Source organism: Stenotrophomonas sp. 2201_Sma (genome assembly GCF_056486685.1).
In genome coordinates this window covers 4,097,616-4,123,803 of the sequence record NZ_CM151329.1, presented here as the reverse complement: position 1 = coordinate 4,123,803, position 26,188 = coordinate 4,097,616, and the positions used below count along the sequence as shown (strand labels likewise).

General features: G+C 67.0%; 30 protein-coding genes and 2 tRNA genes. 21 read left to right on the top strand and 11 right to left on the bottom strand.

Going from position 1 to position 26,188, the window contains the following annotated elements; translation table 11 throughout:
* Nucleotides 1-193 precede the first annotated feature (193 nt).
* Together ACZLIF_RS18955 and ACZLIF_RS18950 are read right to left on the bottom strand one after the other, a co-directional pair.
* Entirely contained in the window at nt 194-679 is a 486-nt protein-coding gene (locus ACZLIF_RS18955; RefSeq protein WP_128988923.1) for an Mpo1 family 2-hydroxy fatty acid dioxygenase, read from the bottom strand.
* Between the two features lie 117 nt (nt 680-796).
* Entirely contained in the window at nt 797-1,723 is a 927-nt protein-coding gene (locus ACZLIF_RS18950) for a phosphoribosylaminoimidazolesuccinocarboxamide synthase (RefSeq protein WP_053515559.1), read from the bottom strand.
* Between the two features lie 141 nt (nt 1,724-1,864).
* Between ACZLIF_RS18950 and ACZLIF_RS18945 the strand changes: the two genes are divergently transcribed.
* From ACZLIF_RS18945 to ACZLIF_RS18905, 9 genes are all read left to right on the top strand, one after another.
* Nucleotides 1,865-2,194: a J domain-containing protein gene (locus ACZLIF_RS18945; protein WP_005411327.1), complete on the top strand. Its 330-nt coding sequence runs from the start codon at nt 1,865-1,867 to the stop codon at nt 2,192-2,194.
* 29 nt (nt 2,195-2,223) lie between these two features.
* Nucleotides 2,224-2,901, top strand: a complete 678-nt coding sequence (gene rpe, locus ACZLIF_RS18940) for a ribulose-phosphate 3-epimerase (protein ID WP_065174373.1) — start codon at nt 2,224-2,226, stop codon at nt 2,899-2,901.
* Nucleotides 2,902-2,913: 12 nt separating this feature from the next.
* On the top strand, nt 2,914-3,399 hold the full coding sequence (locus ACZLIF_RS18935) for a GNAT family N-acetyltransferase (protein WP_053515753.1): 486 nt from the start codon (nt 2,914-2,916) through the stop codon (nt 3,397-3,399).
* Between the two features lie 638 nt (nt 3,400-4,037).
* Nucleotides 4,038-4,967: a lipid kinase YegS gene (yegS, locus tag ACZLIF_RS18930; protein ID WP_128988925.1), complete on the top strand. Its 930-nt coding sequence runs from the start codon at nt 4,038-4,040 to the stop codon at nt 4,965-4,967.
* Nucleotides 4,968-5,142: 175 nt separating this feature from the next.
* Nucleotides 5,143-6,618 (top strand): anthranilate synthase component I, encoded by a 1,476-nt coding sequence (gene trpE, locus ACZLIF_RS18925; RefSeq protein ID WP_128988927.1) that lies wholly within the window; start codon nt 5,143-5,145, stop codon nt 6,616-6,618.
* Nucleotides 6,619-6,724: 106 nt separating this feature from the next.
* The gene (locus ACZLIF_RS18920) at nt 6,725-7,312 is read left to right on the top strand and encodes an anthranilate synthase component II (protein ID WP_074900025.1); all 588 of its coding nucleotides are present in this window, start codon (nt 6,725-6,727) and stop codon (nt 7,310-7,312) included.
* Between the two features lie 18 nt (nt 7,313-7,330).
* On the top strand, nt 7,331-8,362 hold the full coding sequence (gene trpD, locus ACZLIF_RS18915) for an anthranilate phosphoribosyltransferase (protein WP_128988929.1): 1,032 nt from the start codon (nt 7,331-7,333) through the stop codon (nt 8,360-8,362).
* Between the two features lie 74 nt (nt 8,363-8,436).
* Nucleotides 8,437-9,231 (top strand): indole-3-glycerol phosphate synthase TrpC, encoded by a 795-nt coding sequence (gene trpC / locus ACZLIF_RS18910; protein ID WP_065174378.1) that lies wholly within the window; start codon nt 8,437-8,439, stop codon nt 9,229-9,231.
* A complete protein-coding gene (locus tag ACZLIF_RS18905; RefSeq protein WP_053515578.1) occupies nt 9,228-9,944 on the top strand; it encodes a haloacid dehalogenase-like hydrolase in 717 nt (238 codons plus the stop codon). The genes trpC and ACZLIF_RS18905 overlap by 4 nt, the downstream gene beginning before the upstream one ends.
* A gap of 312 nt (nt 9,945-10,256) precedes the next feature.
* On the opposite strand, the gene ACZLIF_RS18900 is transcribed toward ACZLIF_RS18905, so the two are convergent.
* Together ACZLIF_RS18900 and crp are read right to left on the bottom strand one after the other, a co-directional pair.
* Nucleotides 10,257-11,018, bottom strand: coding sequence for a sulfite exporter TauE/SafE family protein (locus ACZLIF_RS18900; protein WP_065181533.1), 762 nt, complete (start codon nt 11,016-11,018; stop codon nt 10,257-10,259).
* A gap of 62 nt (nt 11,019-11,080) precedes the next feature.
* Nucleotides 11,081-11,770: a cAMP-activated global transcriptional regulator CRP gene (crp, locus tag ACZLIF_RS18895; protein ID WP_010482649.1), complete on the bottom strand. Its 690-nt coding sequence runs from the start codon at nt 11,768-11,770 to the stop codon at nt 11,081-11,083.
* Nucleotides 11,771-11,919: 149 nt separating this feature from the next.
* On the opposite strand from crp, the gene speD reads away from it, so the two are divergent.
* The gene (speD, locus tag ACZLIF_RS18890) at nt 11,920-12,714 is read left to right on the top strand and encodes an adenosylmethionine decarboxylase (protein WP_019661504.1); all 795 of its coding nucleotides are present in this window, start codon (nt 11,920-11,922) and stop codon (nt 12,712-12,714) included.
* Nucleotides 12,715-12,881: 167 nt separating this feature from the next.
* Nucleotides 12,882-13,202, top strand: a complete 321-nt coding sequence (locus ACZLIF_RS18885; protein ID WP_005411314.1) for a DMT family transporter — start codon at nt 12,882-12,884, stop codon at nt 13,200-13,202.
* 61 nt (nt 13,203-13,263) lie between these two features.
* On the opposite strand, the gene coq7 is transcribed toward ACZLIF_RS18885, so the two are convergent.
* Entirely contained in the window at nt 13,264-13,908 is a 645-nt protein-coding gene (gene coq7 / locus ACZLIF_RS18880; protein ID WP_053515583.1) for a 2-polyprenyl-3-methyl-6-methoxy-1,4-benzoquinone monooxygenase, read from the bottom strand.
* Between the two features lie 195 nt (nt 13,909-14,103).
* On the opposite strand from coq7, the gene rplM reads away from it, so the two are divergent.
* Both rplM and rpsI read left to right on the top strand, forming a co-directional pair.
* A complete protein-coding gene (gene rplM / locus ACZLIF_RS18875; RefSeq protein WP_005414692.1) occupies nt 14,104-14,532 on the top strand; it encodes a 50S ribosomal protein L13 in 429 nt (142 codons plus the stop codon).
* A gap of 2 nt (nt 14,533-14,534) precedes the next feature.
* Complete coding sequence (rpsI, locus tag ACZLIF_RS18870) at nt 14,535-14,927, top strand: 30S ribosomal protein S9 (protein WP_053515585.1); 393 nt, start codon at nt 14,535-14,537, stop codon at nt 14,925-14,927.
* A gap of 276 nt (nt 14,928-15,203) precedes the next feature.
* On the opposite strand, the gene ACZLIF_RS18865 is transcribed toward rpsI, so the two are convergent.
* A tRNA-Gln gene (locus ACZLIF_RS18865) sits at nt 15,204-15,278 on the bottom strand.
* A 52-nt stretch (nt 15,279-15,330) separates the two neighbouring features.
* A tRNA-Met gene (locus ACZLIF_RS18860) sits at nt 15,331-15,407 on the bottom strand.
* Nucleotides 15,408-15,528: 121 nt separating this feature from the next.
* On the opposite strand from ACZLIF_RS18860, the gene ACZLIF_RS18855 reads away from it, so the two are divergent.
* The 3 genes from ACZLIF_RS18855 (at nt 15,529) to bfr (ending at nt 17,078) form a co-directional block, all read left to right on the top strand.
* Nucleotides 15,529-16,146, top strand: a complete 618-nt coding sequence (locus tag ACZLIF_RS18855) for an RNA pyrophosphohydrolase (protein WP_053515586.1) — start codon at nt 15,529-15,531, stop codon at nt 16,144-16,146.
* Between the two features lie 108 nt (nt 16,147-16,254).
* On the top strand, nt 16,255-16,464 hold the full coding sequence (locus tag ACZLIF_RS18850; protein ID WP_032951724.1) for a (2Fe-2S)-binding protein: 210 nt from the start codon (nt 16,255-16,257) through the stop codon (nt 16,462-16,464).
* 143 nt (nt 16,465-16,607) lie between these two features.
* Entirely contained in the window at nt 16,608-17,078 is a 471-nt protein-coding gene (gene bfr / locus ACZLIF_RS18845) for a bacterioferritin (RefSeq protein WP_005414691.1), read from the top strand.
* A gap of 1 nt (nt 17,079) precedes the next feature.
* Here the strand turns inward: bfr and ACZLIF_RS18840 are convergent, their stop codons facing one another.
* The 3 genes from ACZLIF_RS18840 to ACZLIF_RS18830 are packed head-to-tail and all read right to left on the bottom strand — an operon-like array spanning nt 17,080 to nt 21,783.
* Nucleotides 17,080-19,242: an ATP-binding protein gene (locus tag ACZLIF_RS18840; protein WP_128988419.1), complete on the bottom strand. Its 2,163-nt coding sequence runs from the start codon at nt 19,240-19,242 to the stop codon at nt 17,080-17,082.
* 1 nt (nt 19,243) lies between these two features.
* Nucleotides 19,244-21,121, bottom strand: a complete 1,878-nt coding sequence (locus tag ACZLIF_RS18835) for an EAL domain-containing protein (protein ID WP_128988417.1) — start codon at nt 21,119-21,121, stop codon at nt 19,244-19,246.
* A gap of 44 nt (nt 21,122-21,165) precedes the next feature.
* Nucleotides 21,166-21,783 carry a DUF4126 domain-containing protein gene (locus ACZLIF_RS18830; RefSeq protein ID WP_128988415.1) on the bottom strand — a complete coding sequence of 206 codons (618 nt, stop codon included), beginning with the start codon at nt 21,781-21,783 and terminating at the stop codon, nt 21,166-21,168.
* 179 nt (nt 21,784-21,962) lie between these two features.
* On the opposite strand from ACZLIF_RS18830, the gene ACZLIF_RS18825 reads away from it, so the two are divergent.
* The 5 genes from ACZLIF_RS18825 to ampE all read left to right on the top strand — a co-directional run bounded on the left by ACZLIF_RS18825 (nt 21,963) and on the right by ampE (nt 25,655).
* Nucleotides 21,963-22,706 carry a DUF6776 family protein gene (locus tag ACZLIF_RS18825; RefSeq protein ID WP_053515594.1) on the top strand — a complete coding sequence of 248 codons (744 nt, stop codon included), beginning with the start codon at nt 21,963-21,965 and terminating at the stop codon, nt 22,704-22,706.
* A 4-nt stretch (nt 22,707-22,710) separates the two neighbouring features.
* Entirely contained in the window at nt 22,711-23,175 is a 465-nt protein-coding gene (locus tag ACZLIF_RS18820; RefSeq protein ID WP_053515596.1) for a bactofilin family protein, read from the top strand.
* A gap of 31 nt (nt 23,176-23,206) precedes the next feature.
* Nucleotides 23,207-23,599, top strand: coding sequence for an iron-sulfur cluster insertion protein ErpA (erpA, locus tag ACZLIF_RS18815; RefSeq protein ID WP_053515598.1), 393 nt, complete (start codon nt 23,207-23,209; stop codon nt 23,597-23,599).
* Between the two features lie 118 nt (nt 23,600-23,717).
* Nucleotides 23,718-24,623: an NAD(+) diphosphatase gene (nudC, locus tag ACZLIF_RS18810; protein ID WP_065174519.1), complete on the top strand. Its 906-nt coding sequence runs from the start codon at nt 23,718-23,720 to the stop codon at nt 24,621-24,623.
* A 144-nt stretch (nt 24,624-24,767) separates the two neighbouring features.
* Nucleotides 24,768-25,655 carry a regulatory signaling modulator protein AmpE gene (gene ampE, locus ACZLIF_RS18805; RefSeq protein ID WP_053515600.1) on the top strand — a complete coding sequence of 296 codons (888 nt, stop codon included), beginning with the start codon at nt 24,768-24,770 and terminating at the stop codon, nt 25,653-25,655.
* 68 nt (nt 25,656-25,723) lie between these two features.
* On the opposite strand, the gene ACZLIF_RS18800 is transcribed toward ampE, so the two are convergent.
* Nucleotides 25,724-26,143, bottom strand: coding sequence for a DUF2752 domain-containing protein (locus ACZLIF_RS18800; protein ID WP_053515602.1), 420 nt, complete (start codon nt 26,141-26,143; stop codon nt 25,724-25,726).
* Nucleotides 26,144-26,188 lie beyond the last annotated feature (45 nt).

Sequence of the window (26,188 nt, the reverse complement as noted above, 5' to 3'; positions counted from 1 at the left end):
CCGGCCAGGGGCTGCGGCCGGCTGCACCCTACGCCCGCGCACGGCGACCGCAGGCCCTGTCGCACAGGGGCTGCCGCTGCGGCAGGCGCCCCGCCAGAGGGGCAGAGCGTGCAGGCTGGCAGGCCGGCGGTGGACCGCAGGTGAGGAAATCCGCCCGTTCAGGAAGCGAGGGTGACGCCCGCCCGGAGGCGTGTCAGTAACGCCAGTCGAGCCTGCGATAGAGCTTGGCCATCACCCAGGCCGGGCCGATCAGCAGGTAGGTCAGGTCGGTCAGGAAGCTGGGCTTGCGGCCCTCGAACTTGTGCCCGATGAACTGCGCGATCCAGGCCACCACGAACACCGTCACCGCCAGCCAGAACAGGTTGTGCAGGCCGATCTCGGCCTCCAGCAGGCGGCACAGGCAGCCGAACACGAAGAACTGGATGAGCATGCCGATGCCCAGCGGACGCGACAGCTTGTTGTAGAAGCACCAGGCACTGAACATCGCGAACGCCGACCAGATGCCGTGCTGGAACCAGGTGATCAGGGGGGGCAGGCACCACAGCAGGGCCACGGCCGACCACAGGATGGCCGGTACCGCGACCACGTGGATGCGCTGGTTGATCGTATTGCGGTGATCGTCGGAGTAGCTGGCGAAGTAGCGGTCGATCGGCCGCGCGAGCTCGGTGGTGGTCTGCATGCTTCTTCGCTTCCTCCGGTGAGGCCGACAGCATACTCCCGGGCGCCTTCGCACAGCGCCACCCTGGGCGCTGCCGGGCACGACGCCCCCGGTCGCCGCGACCGGGGGCGCAGGGGATCAGTCGACGCTGATCCCGGCCAGGCGCTGCAGCGCCTCGGCGTACTTGGCGCGGGTGCGCTCGATGATCTCCGCAGGGATGTTCGGGCCCGGGGCGGTCTTGCCCCAGTCCAGCGTCTCCAGGTAATCGCGCACGAACTGCTTGTCGTAGCTGGGCGGGCTGGTGCCCACTTCGTACTCGTCGGCCGGCCAGTAACGCGATGAATCCGGCGTCAGCATCTCGTCCATGATGTACAGGCGGCCGTCGGCATCGGTGCCGAACTCGAACTTGGTGTCGGCCAGGATGATGCCGCGCTCGCGGGCGTAATCGGCGGCGAACTTGTAGATGCGCAGGGTGGCATCGCGCACGCGCTCGGCCAGTTCGGCGCCGACCTGCCGCACCATCGCATCGAAATCGATGTTCTCGTCATGGTCGCCCACCGCGGCCTTGGTCGAGGGGGTAAAGATCGGTTCGGGCAGCTGCTCAGCCTGGCGCAGCCCATCGGGCAGGTCGATGCCGCTGACCTTGCCGGTGCGCTGGTAGTCCTTCCAGCCGCTGCCGATCAGGTAGCCGCGGGCGATCGCTTCCACCGGCACCGGCTTCAGCTTGCGGGTGACCACGGCGCGCCGGGCGTACAGCGCCGGGTCCACGCCTTCAGGCAGCACGCTGGCCACGTCGATGCCGGTCAGGTGATTGGGCATCAGGTGCGCGGTCTTGGCGAACCAGAAATTGGAGACCTGGCAGAGCATTTCGCCCTTGCCGGGGATCGGGTCGGGCAGCACCACGTCGAACGCCGACAGGCGATCGGTGGCGACCATCAGCAGGTAGTCGCCCGGCGGGGTCCCTGCAGGCAGCCGCTCGCGCGGGATATCGAACACATCACGCACCTTGCCGCGGTGGCGCAAGGGCAGGCCGGGGAGATCGGATTGCAACAGCGTGGTTGGCACGGGCACTCCTGGGGCGTTGTCGATACGGCTGCCCAACGGACCCGGCGGGCCCGCTGACCAGCGGGCGGCCTAGTGTAAAGCCGTCCGGGCCCGCTGTGACGTAAAATGAGCGTCCATTTCGTCGGTCGACCCCGGAGCGCCATGCGCTGGTACGGAAAACTGCTCGGATTCATCGCCGGCGCCCTGCTGTTCCGGCCCAATCCGCTGTTCGGCGCGGTGGTCGGCCTGCTGATCGGCCATGCCTTTGATTCGGATTGGTTCCGCCTGAACAAGGAGAACCCGTACCGGGAGCTGGGGCTGACCTCCGAGGCCACCGATGCCGAGGTCGAGCGCGCCTACCGCAAGCTGATCTCGCAGTACCACCCGGACAAGCTTGGCGGCGCCGCCCCCGAGCTGCAGCAGCAGGCCGAGCAGAAGTCGCGGCGCATCAACGCCGCCTACGACCGCATCAAGACCCTGCGCAAGCGCTGACCCCTTTCCCCTCGTTGCAAGGCCCGGCCATGTCCCACTGCCTCATCGCCCCCTCCATCCTGTCCGCCGATTTCGCCCGCCTCGGCGAGGAAGTCGACAATGTCCTGGCCGCTGGTGCGGACTGGGTCCACTTCGACGTGATGGACAACCATTACGTACCCAACCTGACCATCGGCCCGATGGTCTGCCAGGCACTGCGCAAGCACGGCGTGACCGCGCCGATCGACGTGCACCTGATGGTCGAGCCGGTGGACCGCATCATCCCGGACTTCGCCGAAGCCGGTGCCACCTACATCAGCTTCCATCCGGAGGCCAGCCGCCACGTGCACCGCACGATCCAGCTGATCCGTTCGCTGGGCTGCAAGCCGGGCATCGTGCTGAACCCGGCCACCCCTGTGGACATCCTCGACTGGGTGCTGGACGACCTGGACCTGGTGCTGCTGATGTCGGTCAACCCGGGGTTCGGCGGCCAGGCCTTCATTCCTTCGGCGCTGGACAAGCTGCGCGTGGTCCGCCAGAAGATCGATGCCAGCGGCAAGGACATCCGCCTGGAAATCGACGGTGGCGTGAAGGCCGACAACATCGGCGAGATCGCGGCTGCGGGCGCCGACACCTTCGTCGCCGGCTCGGCCATCTTCAATGCCAAGACCCCCTACCAGGACGTGATCGCGCAGATGCGCGCCAACGTCGCTGCGGCGCGGGGCTGAGGCATGAGCACGGTGGCCGTGTTGAACATCCGCCCGGCCACTGCCGCCGACGCGGGCCTGATCCTGCGCTTCATCCGTGAGCTGGCCATCTATGAGCGGGCCGAGCATTCGGTGCAGACCGACGAGATCGGCATCGCCGAAAGCCTGTTCGGTCCCGACGCAACTGCCCGCGCGCTGATCTGTGAAGCCGATGGCGAGGCCATCGGCTATGCGGTGTATTTCTACAACTACTCCACCTGGCTGGGCCGCAAGGGCATCTACCTGGAAGACCTGTATGTCAGCCCGCAGCAGCGAGGCGCGGGCGCTGGCAAGGCGCTGCTGAAATACATCGCGCGGCAGGCGGTCGCCGAAGGCTGCGGTCGCTTCGAATGGTCGGTGCTGGACTGGAACACGCCGGCCATCGAGTTCTACACCGCAGCGGGCGCGAAACCACAGGATGAGTGGACTGTATACCGGCTCGACGGCGACGCACTGAAGGCGTTTGCGGGAAGCCGGTAGCGCCGACCGGCGGCCGGCCAGCAGAAAGTCATCATCCCGCGTCGTGATTCCTTACGTAGGCAGGTCCGACGGCGCAGGATGCGCAGAACAGAGAACTCCTGGTTTTCAAGCAGGATTCTCCTGATTCCTTGGAAAGGCCGTCGGTGCCACTGTAGCGGCACACAGGCACTGGCAATCCTGACGATGGCCCGCTGATTTGCCGTCAGTCCAGTAACCACGAAGGGTCCCGGCTGCAGAACGCGTATGAACATCATCTGCTGTCTTCTTGTCGCCGCGTCGGTGGTGCTGGCCTCCGCGGTGTTGTCGCCGATCGTCTCCGAGGGATCGCTCGTCTGGTATCTGGCTGCCGTTGCAGGCTTGGTCACTTTCCTGTGTCGCGCGATTCATCGGAGAATGGGTAACAAGAGGTAGCCCGAGGTGTCGGGGTCGCCGATGCCCCAGCGGTTGACCGGGCCTGAAGCAGGAAGGCCGCACTCCTGCGAGTGCGGCCCTAAAAGCTGTCGGAGGCTGATCCTGCCTCCATCCGTCGTCCCTGCTATGGCCTTCCATTCTCCGGGAGCTGAATGACACGCATGTGACATTCACTGCCGGCAAACGGTGCGTTGCTAGCCTGTGCCACCCCACACCGGAATCCCCGCATGACCGCACCGCGCTGGCGCCTGATCCTCAACGGCAAGTCCGCAGGCAATGACGAGCTGCGCGACGCGGTGCGCCAGTGGCGGGAGCGGGGCGTGCAGCTGGAGGTACGTGTCACCTGGGAAGAAGGTGACGCCGAGCGTTACGTGGCTGAGGCGATCGACCACGGGGTAGACGTGATCGTGGCGGCAGGCGGCGACGGCACGCTCAGTGCGGTGGCCGAAACGCTGGCCCACCGCGATGAATCCGCCGATGCCCTGCCTTCGCTGGCATTGGTCCCGATGGGCACGGCCAATGACTTCGCCACCTCGGCGAACATTCCGACCGAGCCGGAGGCCGCGCTCGCACTGATCGGGCAGACCACGGCACATGCCATCGATCTGCTGCGCGTGGATGCCGATAGCACGTCCTGGTGGTGCGCCAACCTGGCCAGTGGCGGTTTCGGCACGCAGGTCACCGTGGAAACCGATGCCGGCCTGAAGAAGATGCTCGGTGGCCTGGCCTACGTGATCACCGGCATCGCCAAGCTGGGGCGGATCGAGCCGATTACCGCGCGTCTGCACGGTCCGGACTTCGCCTGGGAAGGCGGCTTCATCGCGCTGGGGATCGGCAACGGCCGGCAGGCCGGTGGTGGCCAGCAGCTGTGCCCACAGGCACTGATCGATGACGGCCTGCTGGATGTCACCGTCGTGCCCGAACTGGAGGGGGAGGTGGCGTCGACGCTGGGGCAGATGCTGACAGGTGGCAAGGAAGCGGCGCTGGAACGGGTGGCCACCCGCGTCCGGCTGCCCTGGCTGCAGCTCGAGTCGGCGCAGCCACTGACCCTGAACCTGGACGGTGAGCCCGTGCAGGCGCGGCGGTTCCGCATCGACTGCGTGGCTGGCCGGGTGCGCATGCATCTGCCGGCCGATTGCCCGCTGCTGGCCACGTAAGGTGGCTGCCACGCCTGGCGCTGCGGGGTTCCACTCCCGTCCAAGCTGCGATACAGTCAAGGGGTGTCCAGCCTGACGACCCCGCATACCCTTTCTTCCGCACGCCGTTGGTGGCGATGGTGGCCCGTTGCCGTCGTCCGCCCCCATAACGCTGTGTCCCGGAAGGAAAGTCGTCTTGAACTCGCACGCTCAGTTTCAGCTGCAGGCCGCTGAAGGCCACACCCACATTCCCGTTGTCCGCGAAGTGCTGTCCGACCTGGACACGCCGCTTTCGGTCTATCTGAAGCTCGCCGACGGCCCCAATACCTACCTGTTTGAATCCGTCGAAGGCGGCGAACGCTTTGGTCGTTACTCGATCATTGGCCTGCCGGCGCGCCGCGTGTATGCCTTCCATGGCCATACGCTGACCGTGCGCGAAGACGGCCAGGTGGTGGAAACCCGCGAGGTGGCCGACCCGTTTGCCGAAGTCGAGGCGCTGCGCAGCGCCCACTCGGTGCCGAAGCTGGAGGGCCTGCCGGGCTTCACCGGTGGTCTGGTCGGCTGGTTCGGTTTCGAGTGCATCGGCTATATCGAGCCGCGCCTGGCACCGCCGGCCGGCCGCGATGAACTGGGCACGCCGGACATCCTGCTGCTGCACTCCAACGAGCTGGCGGTATTCGACAATCTCAAGGGCCGCCTGTACCTGATCGTGCACGCGGACCCGCGCCTCGACGGCGCGTTCGAGCAGGCGCAGGCGCGCCTGGATGCGCTCACCGCAAAGCTGCGTGCACCGGGTGCCGGCTATCCCGCACCGCTCAACAGCGATGTGCTGGATGAATCCGATTTCGTCTCCGGTTTCACCCGCGATGGCTTCGTCGATGCGGTCCAGCGCAGCAAGGAATACATCCGCGCCGGCGACATCTTCCAGGTGGTGCTCAGCCAGCGCCTGAGCGTGCCGTTCAAGGCACGCCCGGTGGACGTGTACCGCGCGCTGCGCGCATTGAACCCGTCGCCGTACATGTATTTCCTCGATGTCGGCGACCTGCAGGTGGTTGGCTCCTCGCCGGAAATCCTGGTGCGCCTGCAGGACGGCGAAGTCACCGTACGCCCGATCGCCGGCACGCGTCCGCGCGGCGCCACCGTCGAGCAGGACCTGGCACTGGAAGCCGAGCTGCTGGCCGATCCGAAAGAACGTGCCGAGCACCTGATGCTGATCGATCTCGGCCGCAACGATGCCGGTCGCGTATCAAAGGCCGGCACGGTGGAAGTGGGCGAGCAGTTCGTGATTGAACGCTACAGCCACGTCATGCACATCGTCAGCGAGGTGACCGGGCAGCTGCAGCCGGGCCTTAGCTATGCCGACGTGCTGCGCGCCACCTTCCCGGCCGGCACCGTCAGCGGCGCACCGAAGATCCGCGCGCTGGAAGTGATCCGCGAACTGGAGCCGATCAAGCGCAACGTGTACGCGGGCAGCATCGGCTACATCGGTTGGCACGGCGATGCCGATACCGCGATCGCGATCCGCACCGCGGTGATCAAGGACGGCCGCCTGTACGTGCAGGCCGGCGCCGGCATCGTCTACGACTCGGACCCGGACAAGGAATGGGACGAGACGATGAACAAGGGCCGCGCGCTGTTCCGCGCCGTCGCCCAGGCTGCCAAGGGCCTGTAAGGCACTCCGTGCCGTGGCCTGCGCTGCGGCACCCTCCGCTGTACCTGACCCTCTCCCTGTGCGGCACCCAGGTGTACGCCCACTCGATAAGCGACGGAACCCGACCATGTTGTGGATGATCGACAACTACGACAGCTTCACCTACAACCTCGTGCAGTACCTGCAGACGCTGGGTGCCGAGGTGAAGGTGGTGCGCAACGATGCAATGAGCGTGGATGAGATCGCCGCGCAGAAGCCCGAACGCATCGTCATCTCGCCCGGCCCGTGCACGCCCAACGAGGCGGGTGTGTCGCTGGAACTGATCCAGCGCCTCGGTCCGACCACGCCGATCCTTGGCGTGTGCCTGGGCCACCAGGGCATCGGCCAGGTCTATGGCGGCACGGTGATCCGCGCGGGCAACATCATGCACGGCAAGACTTCGCCGATCCGCCATGAAGGCAAGGGTGTCTTCGCCGGCCTGCCGGACCGCTACCAGGCCACCCGTTACCACTCGCTGGTGGTGGACAAGAACAGCCTGCCCGATGTGCTGGAAGTGACCGCCTGGACGGAGAACGACGACGGCTCGATCGAAGAGATCATGGGCCTGCGCCATCGCCACTTCCCGGTGGAAGGCGTGCAGTTCCACCCCGAATCCATCCTCACCGAACACGGCCACGCCCTGCTGCGCAATTTCCTGCAGCGACCGGCCGCCTGAGTCCAAGGAGCAATCCCGATGAGCTTCTCCCCCCAGGAAGCCCTGCACCGCACCATCGAGCACCGCGAGATCTTCTTCGACGAGATGGTCGACCTGATGCGGCAGATCATGCGCGGCGATGTTTCGCCGATGATGACGGCGGCCATCCTCACCGGCCTGCGCGTGAAGAAGGAGACCGTGGACGAAATCGCCGCGGCGGCCACCGTGATGCGTGAATTCGCCCGGCCGGTGCCGGTGGCCGATACCTCCAACCTGGTCGATATCGTCGGCACGGGGGGCGATGGTTCGCATACCTTCAACATCTCCACCTGCGCGATGTTCGTCGCGGCGGCTGCCGGCGCGCGCGTGGCCAAGCATGGCAACCGCAGCGTGTCGTCCAAGTCCGGCAGCGCCGACGCGCTGGAGGCGCTGGGCGCGGTGATCGAGCTGCAGCCGGAGCAGGTGGCCGCGGCCATCGAGCGGACCGGGATCGGTTTCATGTTTGCGCCGATCCACCACCCGTCGATGAAGGTGGTGGCGCCGGTGCGCCGCGAGATGGGCGTGCGCACCATCTTCAACATCCTCGGCCCGCTCACCAATCCGGCCAGCGCACCGTCGGTGCTGATGGGCGTGTTCCACCCCGATCTGGTGGGCATCCAGGCGCGCGTGCTGCGCGAACTGGGTACCGAGCGCGCCATGGTGGTCTGGGGCCGCGACAACATGGACGAGATCTCGCTGGGCGCCGGCACCCTGGTCGGCGAATTGCGCGACGGCAGGGTGCGCGAGTACGAGATCCACCCGGAGGACTTCGGCATCGCCATGTCGGCCAGCCGCAACCTGCGCGTGGATGGCCCGGAGCAGTCCATTGCCCTGCTACGCGCGGTGCTGGACAACGAGCCCGGCCCGGCGCTGGACATCGTCGCGCTCAATGCCGGCGCCGCGCTGTACGTGGCCGGCGTGGCCAGTGACATCGGTGACGGCCTGGCCCGTGCCCGCGCCGCCATCGCCAATGGCAGCGCCCGCCAGCGCCTGCAGCAGTATGTTGAGACCACCCGCGCGCTGGTTGCCTGAGCGCGTGGTTCAGCCTGACCCCGTCGATGGCCGATAATGGCCGTCCTCACCGCCCCCGCACCGAACCGAAGACGATGAGCGACATCCTGCAGACGATCCTGGCCCGCAAGGCCGAAGAAGTAGCCCAGCGCCGCGCCCAGCGCCCGCTCGAGGAGCTGCAGGCCGCCCTGGCCGGCGCCCCGCCGGTGCGTGGTTTCGTGCGTGCGCTGCAGGCCGCCGTGGCCAACGGCGATCCGGCGGTGATCGCCGAGGTGAAGAAGGCCAGCCCCTCCAAGGGCGTGATCCGTCCGGACTTCCGTCCGGCCGACATTGCGGTCAGCTACGAGTTCGGCGGCGCCAGCTGCCTGTCGGTGCTGACCGACGTGGATTTCTTCCAGGGCGCCGACGCCTACCTGCAGCAGGCCCGCGAGGCCTGCACGCTGCCGGTGCTGCGCAAGGACTTCGTGATCGATGCCTACCAGGTGTACGAGGCGCGCGTGCTGGGCGCTGACTGCATCCTGCTGATCGTGGCGGCGCTGGACGATACCCAGCTGGCCACGCTGTCGGAACTGGCACTGTCGCTGGGCATGGACGTGCTGGTGGAAGTGCACGACATCGACGAGCTGGAGCGTGCGCTGCAGGTGCCGGCGCCGATGATCGGCATCAACAACCGCAACCTGCGCACCTTCGAGGTCTCGCTACAGACCACCCTGGACATGCGCCTGGCCGTGCCGCGCGACCGCCTGCTGGTGACCGAGAGCGGCATCCTCGGGCCCCAGGACGTGGCGCTGATGCGTGATGCCGGCATCCACGCGTTCCTGGTCGGCGAGGCCTTCATGCGCGTGGAAGAGCCGGGCGAGGGCCTGCGTCAGCTATTCTTCGCGGCATGAAAACGCATTACCCGACGCCACGCGCGGATGCGCCGCTGGTGGTCTTCGACTTCGATCACACCCTGTACGACGGTGATTCGGGCACGCACCTGTTCGCCTCGCTGATCAAGCGCAACCCGTTGCGCATGCTCGCGGCGCTGCTGGTCACCCCGATCGCCGGGCCGATGGTGGCGATGCTGCCGACCCGCCGTGCCGGCATTTCGATCTACGTGTGGATCGGCAGCTTCGGCCTGCATCGTGCGCGCGAGTTCAACCGGGTGATCGACGCCTACGTGATCAGGAACGAGGCGCAGATGCGCGCCAAGCTGCTGCCGCAGGCGCTGGAGGTGTTCGCCGCGCACCGTGCAAAGGGGGATCGCGTGGTGGTGGCCACGGGCGCCCCGCCCGAACTGGCCCGCGCGATCCTGGCCTTCGTTGCGCACCAGGACGTGCCGGTCATCGGCACGGAGGTCGGGCCGCGCCTGGGAGGGGTGGGGCCGACCCGTCACTGCCACAACGAAGAGAAGATGCGCATGCTGCGTGAACGTGGCTACGGCGACATCGACATTGCCTACTCCGACAGCACTGCGGATCTGCCGCTGCTGCTGGCGGCGAAGGCGCCGGTAGTGGTCAACCCGAAGCCGGGCAAGGTGGCGTTCTTCCGCAGCGTACTGCCGGCGGGCACCCGCATCCTCAACTGGGGCTGCGTCGACCGCGGCGGTGACAAGGCCTGATCCACCAGGCCCGCCGGGCATGGCCCGGCGCTACCCCTTGCCGCCCGATGGTGCCGTGCCATTGCACGCCATCCCGCAGCGCGGGGCCATGCCCGGCGAATCCGCAAGCCATCCGGTAGCGCCGGGCCATGCCCGGCGAATCCGCAGGCCATCCGGTAGCGCCGGGCCATGCCCGGCGAATCCGCAGGCCGTCCGGTAGCGCCGGGCCATGCCCGGCGAATCCGCAAGCCATCCGGTAGCGCCGGGCCATGCCCGGCGAATCCGCAGGCCATCCGGTAGCGCCGGGCCATGCCCGGCGAGCGCGGAGCGCGGTCAGCGCGCCAGGTACCCGGTCACCGCGTGGCCGATCTGGAACAGGCTGATGCCCAGCACCAGCACGCCGACTGCGACCAGTACCCAGCGTTCCTTGACCCGCTTGACCAGGATCGCGGCCACCGGCGCGGCCATCATGCCGCCGATCAGCAGCCCGGCGACGATCTGCAGGTGCTGCACCCCCATCGACAGCAGGAAGGTGGCCGAGATGGTCAGGGTGACCACGAACTCGGCCGCGTTGACCGTGCCGATCGTGGTACGGGCCTGGCCGCCACGCGCCAGCAGGGTGGACGTGGCGATCGGGCCCCAGCCACCGCCGCCGCTGGCGTCCAGAAGGCCGGCGAAGAAGCCCAGAACCGGCACGCGGCGGATCTCGCCGCTGGGCATCCAGCGCCCGGCAGCACGGGCCAGGATGACGATGGCAAGCACCAGCAGGTACAGGTAGATCAACGGGCGGATGAAATCGCCGGGCAGTTGGGCGAGTACATAGGCACCGATCGCACCCCCGATCGCGCCGGGCAGCGCCAGGCGCACGAACAGGCGTTTATCGACATTGCCAGCCGCAAGATGCGACACACCGGAGGCGCCGGTGGTGAACACTTCGGCGGTGTGGATGCTGGCGCTGACCTGGGCCGGCGGCAATCCCATGCTCAGCATCACCGATGAGGAGACCAGGCCGAAGGCCATGCCCAGCGCGCCATCGACCAGCTGCGCACCGAGGCCGATGAGGATGAACCACCAGAATTCGCTGCTCAGTTCCATGCACCGAGCCTAGCGCGCGAAGGAGTGCGGACCAAGGTCCGCACCCACCGGGTGCTCAACGATCAACGGGTGCCGTAAAGCACCACGGTCTTGCCGCGGGCATGCAGCAGCCCGTCGGTCTGCAGCTTCTTCAGCACGCGGCCGGCCATCTCACGCGAGCAGCCGACCAGGCGCGCCAGCTCCTGCCGCGAAACGCGCAGCTGGCTGCCCTGCGGGTGGCTCATCGCCTCCGGCTCCTGGGCCAGATCGTGCAGGGTGCGAACGATGCGGTCGGTAACGTCCAGGAACGCCAGGCGGCTGGCCTTGCGGCTGGTGTCGAGCAGACGCTTGGAGATCTGCTGGCCCAGCGCGTACAGCAGGCGCGGGGCGTCGGCCGACAGCGGGCCAAGGAACAGCTGATGCAGGCGCTCGTAGCTGATCTCGGCCAGCTCGCAGGCGGTGCGGGTCCGCAGGATCACCTCGCGGCGGTCCGATTCCACGAACAGGCCCATCTCGCCGACGAACTCGCCGGCACCGAAGTAGCCCAGCACCAGCTCACGATCGTCATCTTCCTCGGCCATGATCGAAACCGAGCCGCTGATGACGTAATACAGGGTTCCCGCCGGGTCTCCTGGTCGGAAGACGTCGGTCCGGGTGGGATATCGCCGCCTGTGGCTGTGCGCCAGGAAACGATCGATTGTTGCGATATCCAGGGCCAGTGGACTGCTAGCTAGGCGCACGGTTGACACGATAGGGGCGCTCCCTCTGCGCATGAACGGATTCACGGGGTCGATAGCGGAGCTTAACCAGCGCAATTGTTAAGGGCAAACAGTGTGCCAGAACTCTTGCGTCTTCACGTTCCCCCCGGGGGCGGTTTGCCCCATAATTCACCCTTTCTCTTCTTACACAGGAATCGACCGCCGTGGTCAAGCCGTTGCCTCGCCTGAGGTTGCAGGGTTTCAACAACCTCACCAAGGCGCTGAGCTTCAACATCTATGACGTGTGTTACGCGCGCACCGAAGAGGAGCGTCAGCGTTACATTGAATACATCGATGAAGAGTACAACGCCGACAGGCTGACTCAAATCTTGACCGATGTCGCCGAGATCATCGGCGCCAACATCCTGAACGTGGCCCGCCAGGACTACGATCCGCAGGGTGCCTCGGTGACCATCCTGATCTCCGAAGAGCCGGTGATCGACAAGAAGCTGGCGGGCAAGGAGCTGATCTCCGACGCCGTGGTCGCGCACATGGACAAGAGCCACATCACCGTCCATACCTACCCGGAAACCCATCCGCAGGAAGGCATCGCGACGTTCCGCGCGGACATCGACGTAGCCACCTGTGGCGTCATTTCGCCGCTGAAGGCCCTGAACTACCTGATCGAGAGCCTGGAATCGGACATCGTGATCATGGACTACCGCGTCCGTGGCTTCACCCGCGATGTGAAGGGCAAGAAGCACTTCATCGATCACAAGATCAATTCGATCCAGAACTTCCTGGCCAAGAACATCAAGTCGCGTTACGAGATGTTCGACGTCAACGTCTACCAGGAGAACATCTTCCACACGAAGATGCACCTGAAGGACTTCGACCTGGATCAGTACCTGTTCGAGGAAAAGGCCAGGAACCTGTCGTTCAAGGAACGCATGAAGATCGAGGCGCTGCTCAAGCGCGAGATCGAAGAGCTGTTCCACGGTCGCAACCTGTCCGAGTAACACCCCTGTGCGATGCCGGCAGGCATCGTCACCCAGGCGGGACGACCCGCCCCGTGGAACCTGCGTGCTGCGCAATTCATGGTTCCACGGCGATGTACCGACCTACGGCCCGGTGTGAAGACACCGGGCCGTTTTCGTTTTTCAACCACTAGGTAAGGACCCCACCCATGCCCTGGATCTACCTGCTGCTGGCCGGCCTGTTCGAGATCGGCTTCGCGCTTGGAATGAAGTACTCCGAAGGCTTCAGCAAGCCACTGCCCACGGCCGCCACGGTCGTTTCCGCGCTGATCAGCCTGTACCTGATGAGCCAGGCCATGAAGAGCATTCCGGTCGGCACGGCCTATGCCATCTGGACCGGCATCGGGGCCATGGGCGTGGCAGTGCTGGGCATCTACCTGTTCAACGACAGTGCTTCACCGGCCCGCCTGGCCTGCGTGGGCCTGATCGTCGCCGGTGTGATCGGCCTGAAGCTGGTGTCGCCGAACTGAGCCGGCGCTGAGGCGTCCGATGCCGCGTTGCCGGCAGCGCCGGGCCATGCGCGGCGGCCGTTCAGAGGCGGTACGCGATGGTCTTCATCACCTTCGAGGCCAGCGCCATCGCCCCCGGAATCGGGAAGGGCAGGCGGCGGGCGCCGGCCTGCTCGGCATGGTCCGCATGCCGGGCCTCGTCCTGCTTCATCACTTCGATGACCGCGCGGCTGCGCAGGTCGGCGGCCGGGAGATCGACCAGATGCTCATCCAGGTGGGCCTCTACCTGGCGTTCGGTCTCGACGACAAAACCCAGGTTCCAGCCATCACCGCGCAGCCCGGCCAGGGTGCCGATGGTGTAACTGCCTGCGTACCAGAGCGGGTTGAACAGGCTCGGCCGGCTGTCCAGTTCGGCCAGGCGGGTGGCACACCACGCCAGGTGGTCGGTTTCCTCCTGCGCTGCCTCCAGCAGATGCTCGCGGGTGGCCGGGTCGCGGGCCACGGCGGCCTGGCCGAAATACAGGCCCTGCGCGCAGACCTCGCCGACGTGGTTGATCCGCATCAGCCCGGCCGCATGGCGGCGCTGGCGGGCGTCCATGCCCGGCTCGTCGGTGTCCACCGCCGGATAGGGGCGGCTGGCCGGCGGGTTGCCGAACACCGTGTCCAGGGCGCGCTGGGCTTCGGTCAGCAGGTGGTCCAGCGGGGTGGTCTGGCGGAGCACGGTCATGGCGATACGGTGGGGCGGGAGACCCGCCGATTCTCGCCCGCGCCCGCGCCCCTGCCAACCCGGGACAGGGGGCGGCTTGCGCCGGGGCCTGGACCTGCGTACAATCCCGCCTCTTGCGCTTCACCTTTCACAACGCGTGGCAGAGTTCCGGCGAGTCCTTCGCCGCAATGAGCCCGACCTAACCTAGAGTTCTTCATGAGCACTTTCACTGCCAAGAACGAGACCGTCCAGCGCGACTGGTACCTCGTCGACGCCGAGGGCAAGACCCTGGGCCGTCTCGCCACCGAGCTGGCCCGCCGTCTGCGTGGCAAGCACAAGCCGGTCTACACCCCGCACGTTGATACCGGCGACTACCTGGTCGTCATCAATGCAGAAAAGATTGCCGTCACCGGCAAGAAGCTGCAGGACAAGATGTATCACCGTTTCACCGGTTACATCGGCAACCTGAAGACCGAGTCCCTGGCCCAGGCGCTGGAGCGCCACCCGGAGCGCGTGATCGAGATCGCCGTGAAGGGCATGCTGCCGAAGGGCCCGCTGGGTCGCCAGATGTACCGCAAGCTCAAGGTCTACGCCGGCACTGAGCATCCGCACGCCGCACAGCAGCCGCAGGTTCTGGATATCTAATCATGGCTATCACTCAAAACTACGGCACTGGCCGCCGCAAGTCCTCCACCGCTCGCGTGTTCCTGCGCAAGGGTTCGGGCAACATCACCGTCAATGGCCGTCCGCTGGACGAGTTCTTCGGTCGTGAGACCGCGCGCATGATCGTGCGCCAGCCGCTCGAGCTGACCAAGAACACCGAAAGCTTCGACATCCTGGTCACCGCCACCGGCGGCGGCACCACCGGCCAGGCCGGTGCGATCCGTCTGGGCATCGCCCGTGCGCTGGTCGAGTATGACGAAACCCTGAAGTCCGAGCTGCGCAAGGCTGGCTTCATGACCCGTGACGCCCGTGAAGTCGAGCGTAAGAAGGTCGGTCTGCACAAGGCCCGTCGCGCCACCCAGTTCTCCAAGCGCTGATCCACTGCGCCTGGCTGGGCTCCTCCGGGAGCCCGCTGGTTGGAAAAAGCAGAAGCCCGGCTTTGGCCGGGCTTTTGCCGTTTCGGGGTTGTGCATTGGAAAGGGTGGGGTCAGGGCCTTTGCCTGCGAGAAGGATCCGACCCCGGGGTTCTCTCTGGAGGGGAGCCCCCTTGATGTTCAAGGGGGTGCGCCGACAGGCGCGGGGATAAGGTGGAATGCGCGACCAAATTAAACGCAGAAGGCCAGATCTTTCGATCTGGCCTTCTGCGTTTAATTTGGCTGCCCCGGATGGATTCGAACCACCGAATGCCTGAGTCAGAGTCAGGTGCCTTACCGCTTGGCGACGGGGCAATGTATCGTGTAACTATTTTCTCACTTTTCACGCTGAAAAACAACTTCAGCATGGTGGCTATGGGTGGACTCGAACCACCGACCCCAGCATTATGAGTGCTGTGCTCTAACCGGCTGAGCTACATAGCCTTGGTGAGCCCGCTATTCTGCTGATACGCCGTGGGACTGTCAACACATTTGTGCCGCGCTTGTCGCCTGACAGGCGGCGTGGGATAGTCCTGACCAGTAGATTTTTTTAGGAGTCCGCATCGTGATCGATCCGGACGGCTATCGACCGAACGTCGGCATCGTGCTGATGCGGCAGGACGGGCAGGTGTTCTGGGCACGACGCGTGCGCCGGGATGGCTGGCAGTTCCCGCAGGGTGGGATGAACACCGACGAGACGCCCGTCGAGGCCATGTATCGCGAACTGCAGGAAGAGACCGGCCTGCTGCCTGAGCACGTGGAAGTGCTGGGGGCAACGCCCGGCTGGCTGCGCTACAAGCTGCCGGCGCGGGCGGTCCGCCGCAATGAACGGCAGGTCTGCATCGGCCAGAAGCAGGTCTGGTTCCTGCTGCGCCTGACCGGTGACGAATCCCATGTGTGCCTGGACCATACCGATTCGCCAGAGTTCGATCACTGGCGCTGGGTGGATTTCTGGTATCCGGTGGAGCATGTGGTGATGTTCAAGCGCGGCGTCTACGCGCGCGCGCTGCGACACCTGGCGCCGCTGGCGCGCGGGGTGGCGGGGCAGGGCGTCACTGCCATGCCGAAGAGCGCAGCGGAAGCGTGGATGCCCGGCAACACCGCGGGCCACGACCGTCCGCGCAAGCGGCCGCGCAGCAGGGGCTACTGGCCCAAAAAGGCGCAGGAAGGACCGACGAGCTGACCGCCTGAACGGTATCGAGAATGGTTCAGGTCTCTGATTGACAACCATTCTCGTTTCCATTGGAATAGCGACCAGGCCGCTTCTGGCCTGTCAGCCCGGTTCCCGCCTGTGTACGTCTGCATCTGCAACGGAGTCACCGACCACCAGATCCGCGAAGCCGCCAGCCATGGCGTGACGTCGGTGGCCGAGCTGACCATGCGCACCGGATGCGGCGCGACCTGCGGGTCCTGTCTGGACATGGCCGGCGAGCTGCTGGCCAAGGCACGTGCCACCCACGATCTGCCGCTGCCGGTACTCGGTCTGGCCCAGGTCGCCTGACTGTCTTTTCCGCGGTGCGTTGATACCGCGCCTGCCCATCCCTCACGTGCGGCCGCACAGGCCAATGCGCACGATTCGCGTTCCTTCACGACCGCACGCAAGGCGGTAAAGTGCCTGCGTTTTCAGCGTGCAGGAGTATCCCCATGAAGGGCGACACCAAGGTCATCGAATTCCTCAACAAGGTCCTCTACAACGAGCTGACCGCGATCAACCAGTATTTCCTGCACGCCAAGATGCTGAAGAACTGGGGCATCAAGGAACTCGCAGAGCATGAGTACAAGGAATCGATCGACGAGATGAAGCATGCCGACATGCTCGCCGACCGCATCCTGTTCCTTGAAGGACTGCCGAACTTCCAGGCGCTGGGCAAGCTGCGCATCGGCGAGAACCCGACCGAGATCCTGCAGTGTGACCTCTCGCTCGAGCGTGATGGCGTGGTCACCCTGCGCGAGGCGGTGGCCTATGCCGATTCGGTCGGCGACTATGTGAGCCGCCAGCTGTTCGTGAAGATCCTCGATTCGGAGGAAGAGCATATCGACTGGCTGGAAACGCAGCTGGACCTGATCGAGCGCATCGGCGAACCGAAGTACCTGCTGAGCAAGCTCGAAGAGTGAGTCAGCCCGCCTGGCCGGCGCGATGCTGTGCCAGGTACCCGCCCAGCGCCACCCGTGCCCGGGCGAATTCGGCCACCAGCAGCGCAACCGCAACGGCGGGGCGCTGCAGACTGCCGGCGCGGGCCTCGTGCTCGATCCGCTGTGCGACCGCCGACAGCGACATCGCGCCGACATTCGCGCTAGAGGACTTCAGGCTGTGCGCGACTGCCTGCAGGCGCTGGCCATCGTGGTCCTGCGCCGCCTGCTGCAGCGCCTGCACCATCGCCGGTGCGTCTTCCAGGTACACCGATACGATCTGCGTGGCGGCATCACCGATGACCGCCTGCAGCTCGTCCAGCACGTTCCGGTCCAGAACCGGGTGGGCGACAGGTTCTGGACCGGCCTTCGCTGCCGCCGCCGGAGCTGCCGGCGTGGGGAGGGCTTTGGGGCCCCAGCGCAGCAGCAGCGCGTGCAGCGTGTCGCGCGCGATCGGTTTGGACAGGTAATCGTCCATGCCTGCTCGCAGGCAGCGTTCGCGATCACCGGCCATGGCATTGGCGGTCATGGCGATGATCGGCAGGCGCCGGCCTCCGGCTGCGATCTCTTCCTCGCGCCACTGGCGCGTCGCGGCGTAACCGTCCAGCACCGGCATCTGGCAGTCCATCAGCACCACGTCCACACCGCCTTCGCGCAGCGCGACCAGTGCCTGCTCGCCATCGGCGGCGTTGCGGACCTCGCACTGGAATACCCGCAGCAGGTGTTCGGCCACCATGCGGTTGACCGTGTTGTCCTCCACCAGCAGCACGCGTAGACCGAGCGCTGGCAGGGCAGCCGGTGCCTGGCCCTCTTCGGCGGCAGCCAGCCAGGCGGACGGGCGCGCGCTGGCGTTGGGCGTGGCAAGCAGGGCGTGCAGGGCGGCATCCTCGAAGGCGACCGGCAACTGGCGATGGCGCTCCTGCGCGGGCAGCGGCTCCTCCTGCAGCCACAGCACCTGCAGCGTGTCGTCCGCACCGCGCGCAGCCAGCGCCTGCCGCAGACGGGTTCCGCCGCTGCGGCGCGCAGGCGCATCGATCAGCAGCCAGGCCGGCGCAGCGTGCCCGGGGCGGGGCACGGCTCGCAGCCGCTCGGCCAGCGCGTCCATCCCGTCGATGACCTGCACCTGCAGCTCGTGATGGGCGGCAATGCGTTCGATGCGCGCCTTCAGGTGGCTGTCGGCACTGAACAGCAGCAGGGTGGCCGGTGCGCGTGCCATCGCCGGCAGGTCGCCGGGAACTTTCAACAACGGAATCTCGAACCAGAAGCGGGCGCCCTGGCCGGGGGTCGACTGGACGCCGATGTGGCCGTGCATCAGGTCGATGATGCGTTTGCAGATGGCCAGGCCCAGGCCGGTGCCACCATAGATGCGGGTGGTCGACGCATCGGCCTGGCTGAAGGACTGGAACAGGCGGGCCTGCTGGGCCTCGTCGATGCCGATGCCGGTGTCGATCACTTCGAAGCGCAACTGGTGCTGGGCCGGACCTTCGCCCAGCCGTTGCACGCGCAGCTGCACCTGGCCGCGTGCCGTGAACTTGATGGCATTGGCCAGAAGGTTGCTCAGCACCTGCCGCAGGCGCACCGGATCGCCGCGCACGGGAAGGCGGACCGTCGGATCCAGTTGCAGCACCAGTGCCAGTCCCTTGGCGTCGGCAGCGCGCTGCATCAGCTGCACCACGGCGTCGAGCAGCTCGCGCAGATTGAAGCTGGTGATCTCCAGCTCCAGTGCCTGTGCTTCCAAACGCGAGTAATCGAGGATGTCGTCGACGATACGCAGCAGCTGCTGCGAGCTGGCCGATGCGGTGGCCAGCATCTGCCGCTGGTCCTCGCCCAGCGGGCCACGCGCGATCAGCTCCAGCATCGGCAGGATGCCGTTGAGCGGCGTGCGGATCTCGTGGCTCATCGTGGCCAGGAACTCGCCCTTGGCCAGCACCGCCGCCTCGGCCGCCTGCTTGGCCTGCAGCAACTGCTGTTCGAGCTGGCCCTGGCGCTCGGTGGTGCGGCGCAGCTGGTCGCGCTCGCTGGCCAGCGCGGCACGATCCCGTTGCAGTGCGGCCAGCGCCTGGCTGCGCGTGCGCAGGCGCAGCCCCGCCAGCAGCAGCGCGATGGCCGCCACGGCCAGGGCCACCAGCAGCACCGCCCACAGCGGCATGTCAGAGCACCGCGTTGTGGAAGTCGAAGTTCAGGTCGCTGCCGGCGGACTGCACCATGTTGCCCTGGATGTAGTCGACCCCTCCCACCCACATCGCGGCCGCTGCCTGCGGATCTTCGATCTGCTGCCCGATGATCTGCAGACCGGCGCCGTGCGCCCGCTCGATCGCCCTGCGCAGTTCTTCGCGCGTTCCCGGATTGGCGTGGCTGCTGGAGAAGCGTGCAGCCATGCGTACGAACGAAAGCGGAAGCTGGCCCAGCAGCGCGTCGGCATCGTTGCCGGGCTCGAACTGGCTCAGGCAGAAGCGCACGCCGGCCTGCGCCATGCGCTGACAGAACTGCTGCAGCGGCACGGTGTGGATCAGCGCATCGGGCAGGCGCACGTCGATGACCAGCGCACTGCCTGGCAGGTCGCGCTGCTGCAGCGACTCCAGCAGCCAGTCGGCGAAGGCGTCGCGCTGCAGGGTACGCAGCGACTGCGAGACGAACAGATTGAGCGGCTGGGTGGCATGCCGGTACAGATCCAGCAGGCCCAGCGCATGATCGAGCACCTGCTGGTCGAGGTCGGCGATGCGGCCGGCGGCTTCAGCGGCCGGAATCACCTGGCCGGCGGTCAGCACGGTGCCGTCGGCCTGGCGCAGCCGCAGCAGGACCTGGTACTGCGCGCTGCCTCCACCGGCGACGGCGACGATGGGTTGGTAAGCCAGTTCCAGCTGGCCTTCCAGCAGGGCCAGATGCTCCTGTTCGCTGATGGCCTGCCGATGCACGTGGCCGGCCACGCCGGCACTGAGCAGGCGCGCCTGCAGGGTCGTGCGCTCGACGGCTTCCAGCGCACTGGCGGCATCCTCGAAGCCGGGCGACAGCGGTGCATAGCCGACCACGCCACGCAGGTGCACCGATTCGTCATCGCGGATCACGAAGGCCCTCGCGGAGAGCTGCTCGCGCAGGGTGGCGGCCACGCTCTCCAGCCTGTCCTCATCGGCATCACGCGCCAGCAGCAGGAAACTGTTGTCGTTCAGGCGCGCCAGCAGGTGCGGATGGCCGGCTTCGGCCAAGCGCTGTCCGGCCTGCACCATCAGCCGTTCGAACGCAGCGTAGCCATAGCGCTCGCGCAGGCCCAGCGCGCTGGCCACCTCGATGAAGAACAGGCCGCCACGATCATGGTGGGCCAGGGCGGCATTGAGCTGCTGCAGCACATGATGGCGCGTCGGCAGGCCGGTTTCAGGATTGCTGGTGGCCGGCGTGCCGGCGGCGCCGGGCAAGGTTGCCGCCTGCGCGCGGGCACGGCGGATGCGGTTGGCGACCGCCGCGATCAGGTGCCGCGGCCGGATCGGCTTGCTCAGGTAGTCGTCGGCACCGCTGTCGAGCACTTCGAACTGGCGCTCCGGATCGGGATCGCCGCTGAGGAACACGATGGGCAGCAACTGCAGGCCGGGCTGCTGGCGAATCATCGCCGTCAGCCGCATGCCGTCCAGGCCGGGCAGGTGCAGGTCCATCAGGATCAGGTCAGGGCGATGGTCCTTGATCGATTGCTGGACGCCTTCGGCATCGCTGAGCACGATGGCCTGCATGCCGGCGCCGTGCAGCACGCTCTGCGCGAACAGGGCCTGCGCACGGTCGTCCTCGACGATCAGCACGCGGTAGGGTGAATCCGCCGGCGCCGGTGCCGGGTCGTGGTTGCCCGCCTCGGGCTGTGAGGTGACGCCCGGCAGCGGCGGCGGAGCACCGCCGGAGGCAGGCCCACTGTCAGCGACGCTGGACGGAACCGATGGGGAGGCACCCGCGTCCACCACCGCAGTGGCCCAGCGTTGCCAATGATCGGCCGGTGGCGTTTCAGCGCGACCCGGGCGGACGCCTGCGGGGGATTCAATTGCGGCCATGGGGGCTCCTGATGATCGCAGCCATTATGCGACACGCCCGGCGTTCATCTGGTGCGTGGCTGTTGCCGGTCAGTGCCGTTGCCGGCACGGGCAAGCCAACGCACGCCGCGCCACAGAGCGCGCCATGCCAGCCAGACCAGCAATGCGCCGGCCAGGCTGCATGCCAGCACCACGACCAGCGCGATCCAGGGGTGTGCCAGGGCCAATGCCAGGCCGCCAACCACCACGGTGTCTTCGGCGATCGAGGCGACCCAGTTGCTGGCCGGCTCCGGCGAGGTGTTGAGCAGGGCACGGGTGCCCGCCTTCAGGCCATGGCTGGCCAGGGCAACGCCGGCGCCGGCAGCGAGCGCACCGGTATCCAGCTGCCCATCCGGCGACAGGGTGGCGGCGGCGAGGAAGGCTCCGGCGGGGACCCGGGCAAGGGTCTGCACCAGGTCCCAGACCGAATCCACGCCGGGAATCTTGTCGGCAAAGAACTCGGTCACGGCCAGCGCCGCTGAGGTACCCAGCACCCACCACGACTCGGTCGCCTGCAGGGCGGGCGGCAGGTCGACCCAGCCGAGCAGGCCGGCCAGGCCGACACCGAAGACGGTGAGGTAGACACGGATGCCGGCCAGCCAGGCCAGCAGGATGCCGATCACGAACAGGTGGGCTTCGGTCATGGCGATGCTCCGATGGCGGAACTGTGCGAGGGGCCACACTATCGACGATGGCGTGCCTGAACGCCACAGACCTCGGTCGCCGCCAGCGCAGGAATCCTGCCGATCCTGTCATACACTAGCCCGTCGTTTGCCACACGGGCCGTGCCGGTGTCGCGCCCGCGATGCCACGGGATCTACCCATGACCAACCGTCCTCCCATGCGCGTGCAGGTCCGCCTGCCCGGCGCGTCACATCCGCCCGCGGACCGCCGTCGCCTGTGGGTGATTGGAGGCATCTGGCTGCTCAGCCTGGTGCTGGCCACGATCGGAGGCTGCTGGATGGGGGCGCCGCGTGGCGAGCAGGGACAACGGTTGCAGGCAGCCGAGAAGCGTGCCGAGAGCCTGCAGGCGCAGCTGACCGAACTGCGCCAGAAGCAGGCCACGCTGGAAGCCTCCGACCGTATCAGCCGCGCCGCCAACAACGAAGTGCAGTCCTCGCTCGCCGAGCGCGACGAAGAGATCGCCGGGTTGCGCGCGGACGTCGCCTTCTATGAGCGCCTGGTCGGTTCGACCAGCCAGCGCAAGGGCCTGAACACCCACTCGATCGAGTTCAGCCCGGAATCGGCCGGCACCTGGCAGTACACCGCCGTGCTGACCCAGAACCTCAACCGCGGGGCCATCAGCCAGGGGCAGATGCGTTTCACCGTGGAAGGCGTGAAGAACGGCAAGCTGGCCACGATCAGCTGGGATGATCTGCACCAGCGCAGCAAGGTGCCGGGACAGGACTACTCGTTCCGGTACTTCCAGCAGCTCACCGGCAGCGTGATGCTGCCGGCTGACTTCACTCCGCAACGCGTGCGGGTGACATTGGGGAGTGGTGCGGGGGGCGCCACCCAGGTATTCGACTGGAAACAGGCCGGCGCGCCGGCCAGCAAAGGGGAGTAGGCAGATGTTCGGAAACAGCAAATCCAACCGTGACGGCCAGCTGGTGGTGGATGCCCTGATCGGCAACCAGGTGGTGATCCGCGGTGATGTGGAGTTCAGTGGTGGCCTGTACGTGGAAGGTCGCATCCATGGCAAGGTGATCGCCGCCGAAGGCGCCAGCACCGCGACCCTGACGCTCGCCGAGCATGGCGTGATCGAAGGGGAGATCCGTGCCCAGGTGGTGGTCATCAGCGGCCGCCTGGAGGGGGATGTCCACGCCACCGAAAAGGTCGAACTGACCCCGAGCGCGCGGGTCAACGGCAATGTCCACTACGAGGTGGTGGAGATGAACGCCGGGGCCCAGCTGAATGGACGCCTGATCCATGCCAGCGCACCGCTGGCGGCCCTGCCTGCACCCGAAAGCGGGGATCCCGCCAGTGGCAAGGGCGACACTGCGGCGCGACGCAAGCTGGCCGAAGCGATGGCTTGAAAGCCACCGCCGGTGCCCCCATGCTGATGCCATGAGCACGCTAGTCTCCCTGCCCGGCGCCCCCACGGCGGCCGCGCCCGATTACCAGTCGCTGGAGCGGCCGCTGAACTTCACCGAAGCAGCGGCCTCCAAGGTCAAGTCGTTGATCCAGGAAGAGGGCAACCCCGATCTGGCGCTGCGTGTGTATATCGAGGGTGGCGGCTGTTCGGGCTTCCAGTACGGTTTCGAGTTCGACGAGAACCGTGCCGAGGACGATCTGGCGGTACAGACCAGCGGGGTGACCCTGCTGGTCGACCCGCTCAGCCTGCAGTACCTGATGGGGGCTGAAGTGGATTACACCGAGAGCCTGACCGGCGCGCAGTTCGTGATCCGCAATCCGAACGCGAAGACCACCTGCGGTTGCGGCAGCAGCTTCAGCATGTGATTGCAGGGCGCGGGGCCTGCGCTCCGCGCCAGGTGTGTCGAGCGGTCTCCACACCTCACAGCAGAATGCGCACAGCGCCGACCTTGCCACCCGCATCGAATGGCGGCAGGCTTGCTGGATGTCCAATATTCTTTCGCCGCTGTCCGGTTTCGCCTTCATTGGCGAACCGCTGGAGCGCGCCGACGCCCTGCGCGAAGATGCCGATGTGCTGGCACGCCTGTGGCCGGATGCGCGGGTTCTCGTGCTTGACCAGGACGGCAGTGCCTTCACTGGTGCTGATGACCAGCCACTGGCGCTGACCGGCGCCGACATCGGGGGCGGCCCCGGTGCCGCGATCTTCCTGGGTCTGCGGGGTGAGCAGGCCTGGTTCTCGGTGGAAGCGTCCGCGGTTGCCGTCACTGCGCCTGGCCGGCTCGACCTGCGCCAGGCGGCACTGCTGTGGCCGGTGGCCGATGCGACCGCTTTCAGCTACGCACGCGGCATGTCCTACTGGCATTCGCGCACGCGCTTCTGCGGCGTCTGCGGGGGGGCGGTGGCCTTTGCCCGCGGTGGCTTCGTTGGCCGCTGCGGGCAGTGCGCGACCGAACACTATCCCCGGGTGGACCCGGCGGTGATCGTCGCGGTGGAAAACCAGGGCCGGTTGCTGCTGGGGCGGCAGTCCAACTGGGCGCCGCGCCGCTATTCGGTACTGGCGGGTTTCGTCGAACCAGGCGAGACCTTCGAACAGACCGTGGTGCGGGAAGTGCACGAGGAGAGCCGGGTGCGCATCACTGCCTGCCAGTATCTCGGTTCACAGCCCTGGCCGTTCCCGGGCGCGCTGATGGTGGGGTTCCGCGCGCAGGCGCAGGACGATGTGCCGACCGTGGATGGCGAACTGGAGGATGCGCGCTGGTTCAGTGCCGACGAGGTGGGCGCGGCGCTGGCACGTGATGTCGAAGATGATGGCCAGGGCATCCGCCTGTCGCCGCCGATCTCGATTTCGCGGGGGCTGATCGAGCACTGGTATCGCCAACAGCGGGGTTGAAGAACGCACCGGCCTGTCAGAACGGCGGCGACCATTGCCGCCACCTGAACACGGCCCGGGTTACAGTGCGGCAGACCGCTGATGGCGGCGTCGCGACGGGTAAGGTAGCGACGCCGAGCGCCTTGTTTCGTAGGGAGACCTGCCATGTTCACCACTCTGGCTGCCGTGCTGGTTGCACTGGCCCTGGGCCATGTCGCCCCGGCCGCTGCCGCCTCGCTGCGCCGCTTTGACAGCTTCCGGCGCTGGCTGGGCTGGCTGGATGCGCACGGCGGCAAGGCCTGGCAGGGCCCCATGGGCGTGGTGCTGGCGCTTCTGCCGCCGCTGGTGTTGATGGCGCTGCTGGCCTGGCTGCTGCGGGGCGTGCTGTTCGGGCTGCCCTCGTTGCTGCTGGGCGTGGCGGTTCTGGCCTGGTGCTGGGGGCCGCGCGACCTGGACCGTGACATCGAAGCGATCATCGATGCCGATGACGCACCGACCCGGCAGGCGGCCGTGCGCCATCTGCAGGCGGCCGGTGGCAGCCTGCGCGAGGATGTACCCTCGCTGGTGGAGGCGACCGTACTCAATGCGCTGCGCCGCTGGTTTGCGGTGCTGTTCTGGTTCCTGCTGCTGGGCCCGGTGGGCGCGCTGGGCTATCGCCTGCTGGCGCTGATGTCCGAAAGCCCGATGCGTGCACGCGTACCGGTGGAACCGCTGGCAGTGGCCCAGCGCCTGCTGGGCTGGATCGAATGGCCGGTGGCACAGTTGATGGCGTTCTCGATGGCACTGGTCGGCAACTTCGACACGGCGTGGAAGGCATGGCGGCAAGCGCATGGCGAGCGCCTGGTCGGAGGCATCGGATTCCTGGGTGCGGTGGCGCGGGCCAGCGTCAATGCCGAGCTGCGCGAGGACGCGCATGACTACACCGAGGCGGGCCTGCTGCCGGTCTGGCAACGTCTGCCCGACCTGCGCGATGCCATGAGTCTGGTGTGGCGGATGCTGCTGCTGTGGCTGGCGGTGCTGGCCGTGCTGGTGATCGCCGGCTGGGTGACATAGCCGCTGGCCAGGCGCGTGCGGCCTGACCGCAGCACGCGTCGCGACGCGCCTGGACGCGAAGTGGGAATCTAGACCGGCGCCAGTGCGGTGAACGGTGCCCACGGCAGGTTGCGCAGCAGTGCGTAACCGGGCAGCAGCCACAGCCAGAACATGGGATTGGCCAGAATCCGCATCAGCGGATCAAGCACACGCGGGCGGATGCCGGCGATGTTCAGCAGCATCAGCAGCAGCAGGGGCAGGCTGATGACCAGCAGCGGGTTCATCGCCATCGCGCCGGCCAGATCGAAATGGACCAGCGAGTAAAGGCAGCGCGTGCTGCCGCAGCCGGGGCAATACAGGCCGGTGAGTGCGTACAGCGGGCAGCCCGGCAGGGGATTGCCGGCCACGTAGGGATTGACGTTGCGCAGCACCACGGCCGCGCCTGCGGCCAGGCCGGTGGAGGCCAGCAAGGGTGCCCAGCGGGCGAGCCGGGAAGGAAGAGCGGACACGATCAGGCGAAGACGGATCCGGCGCGGACGCCGCCGGATCCGTCC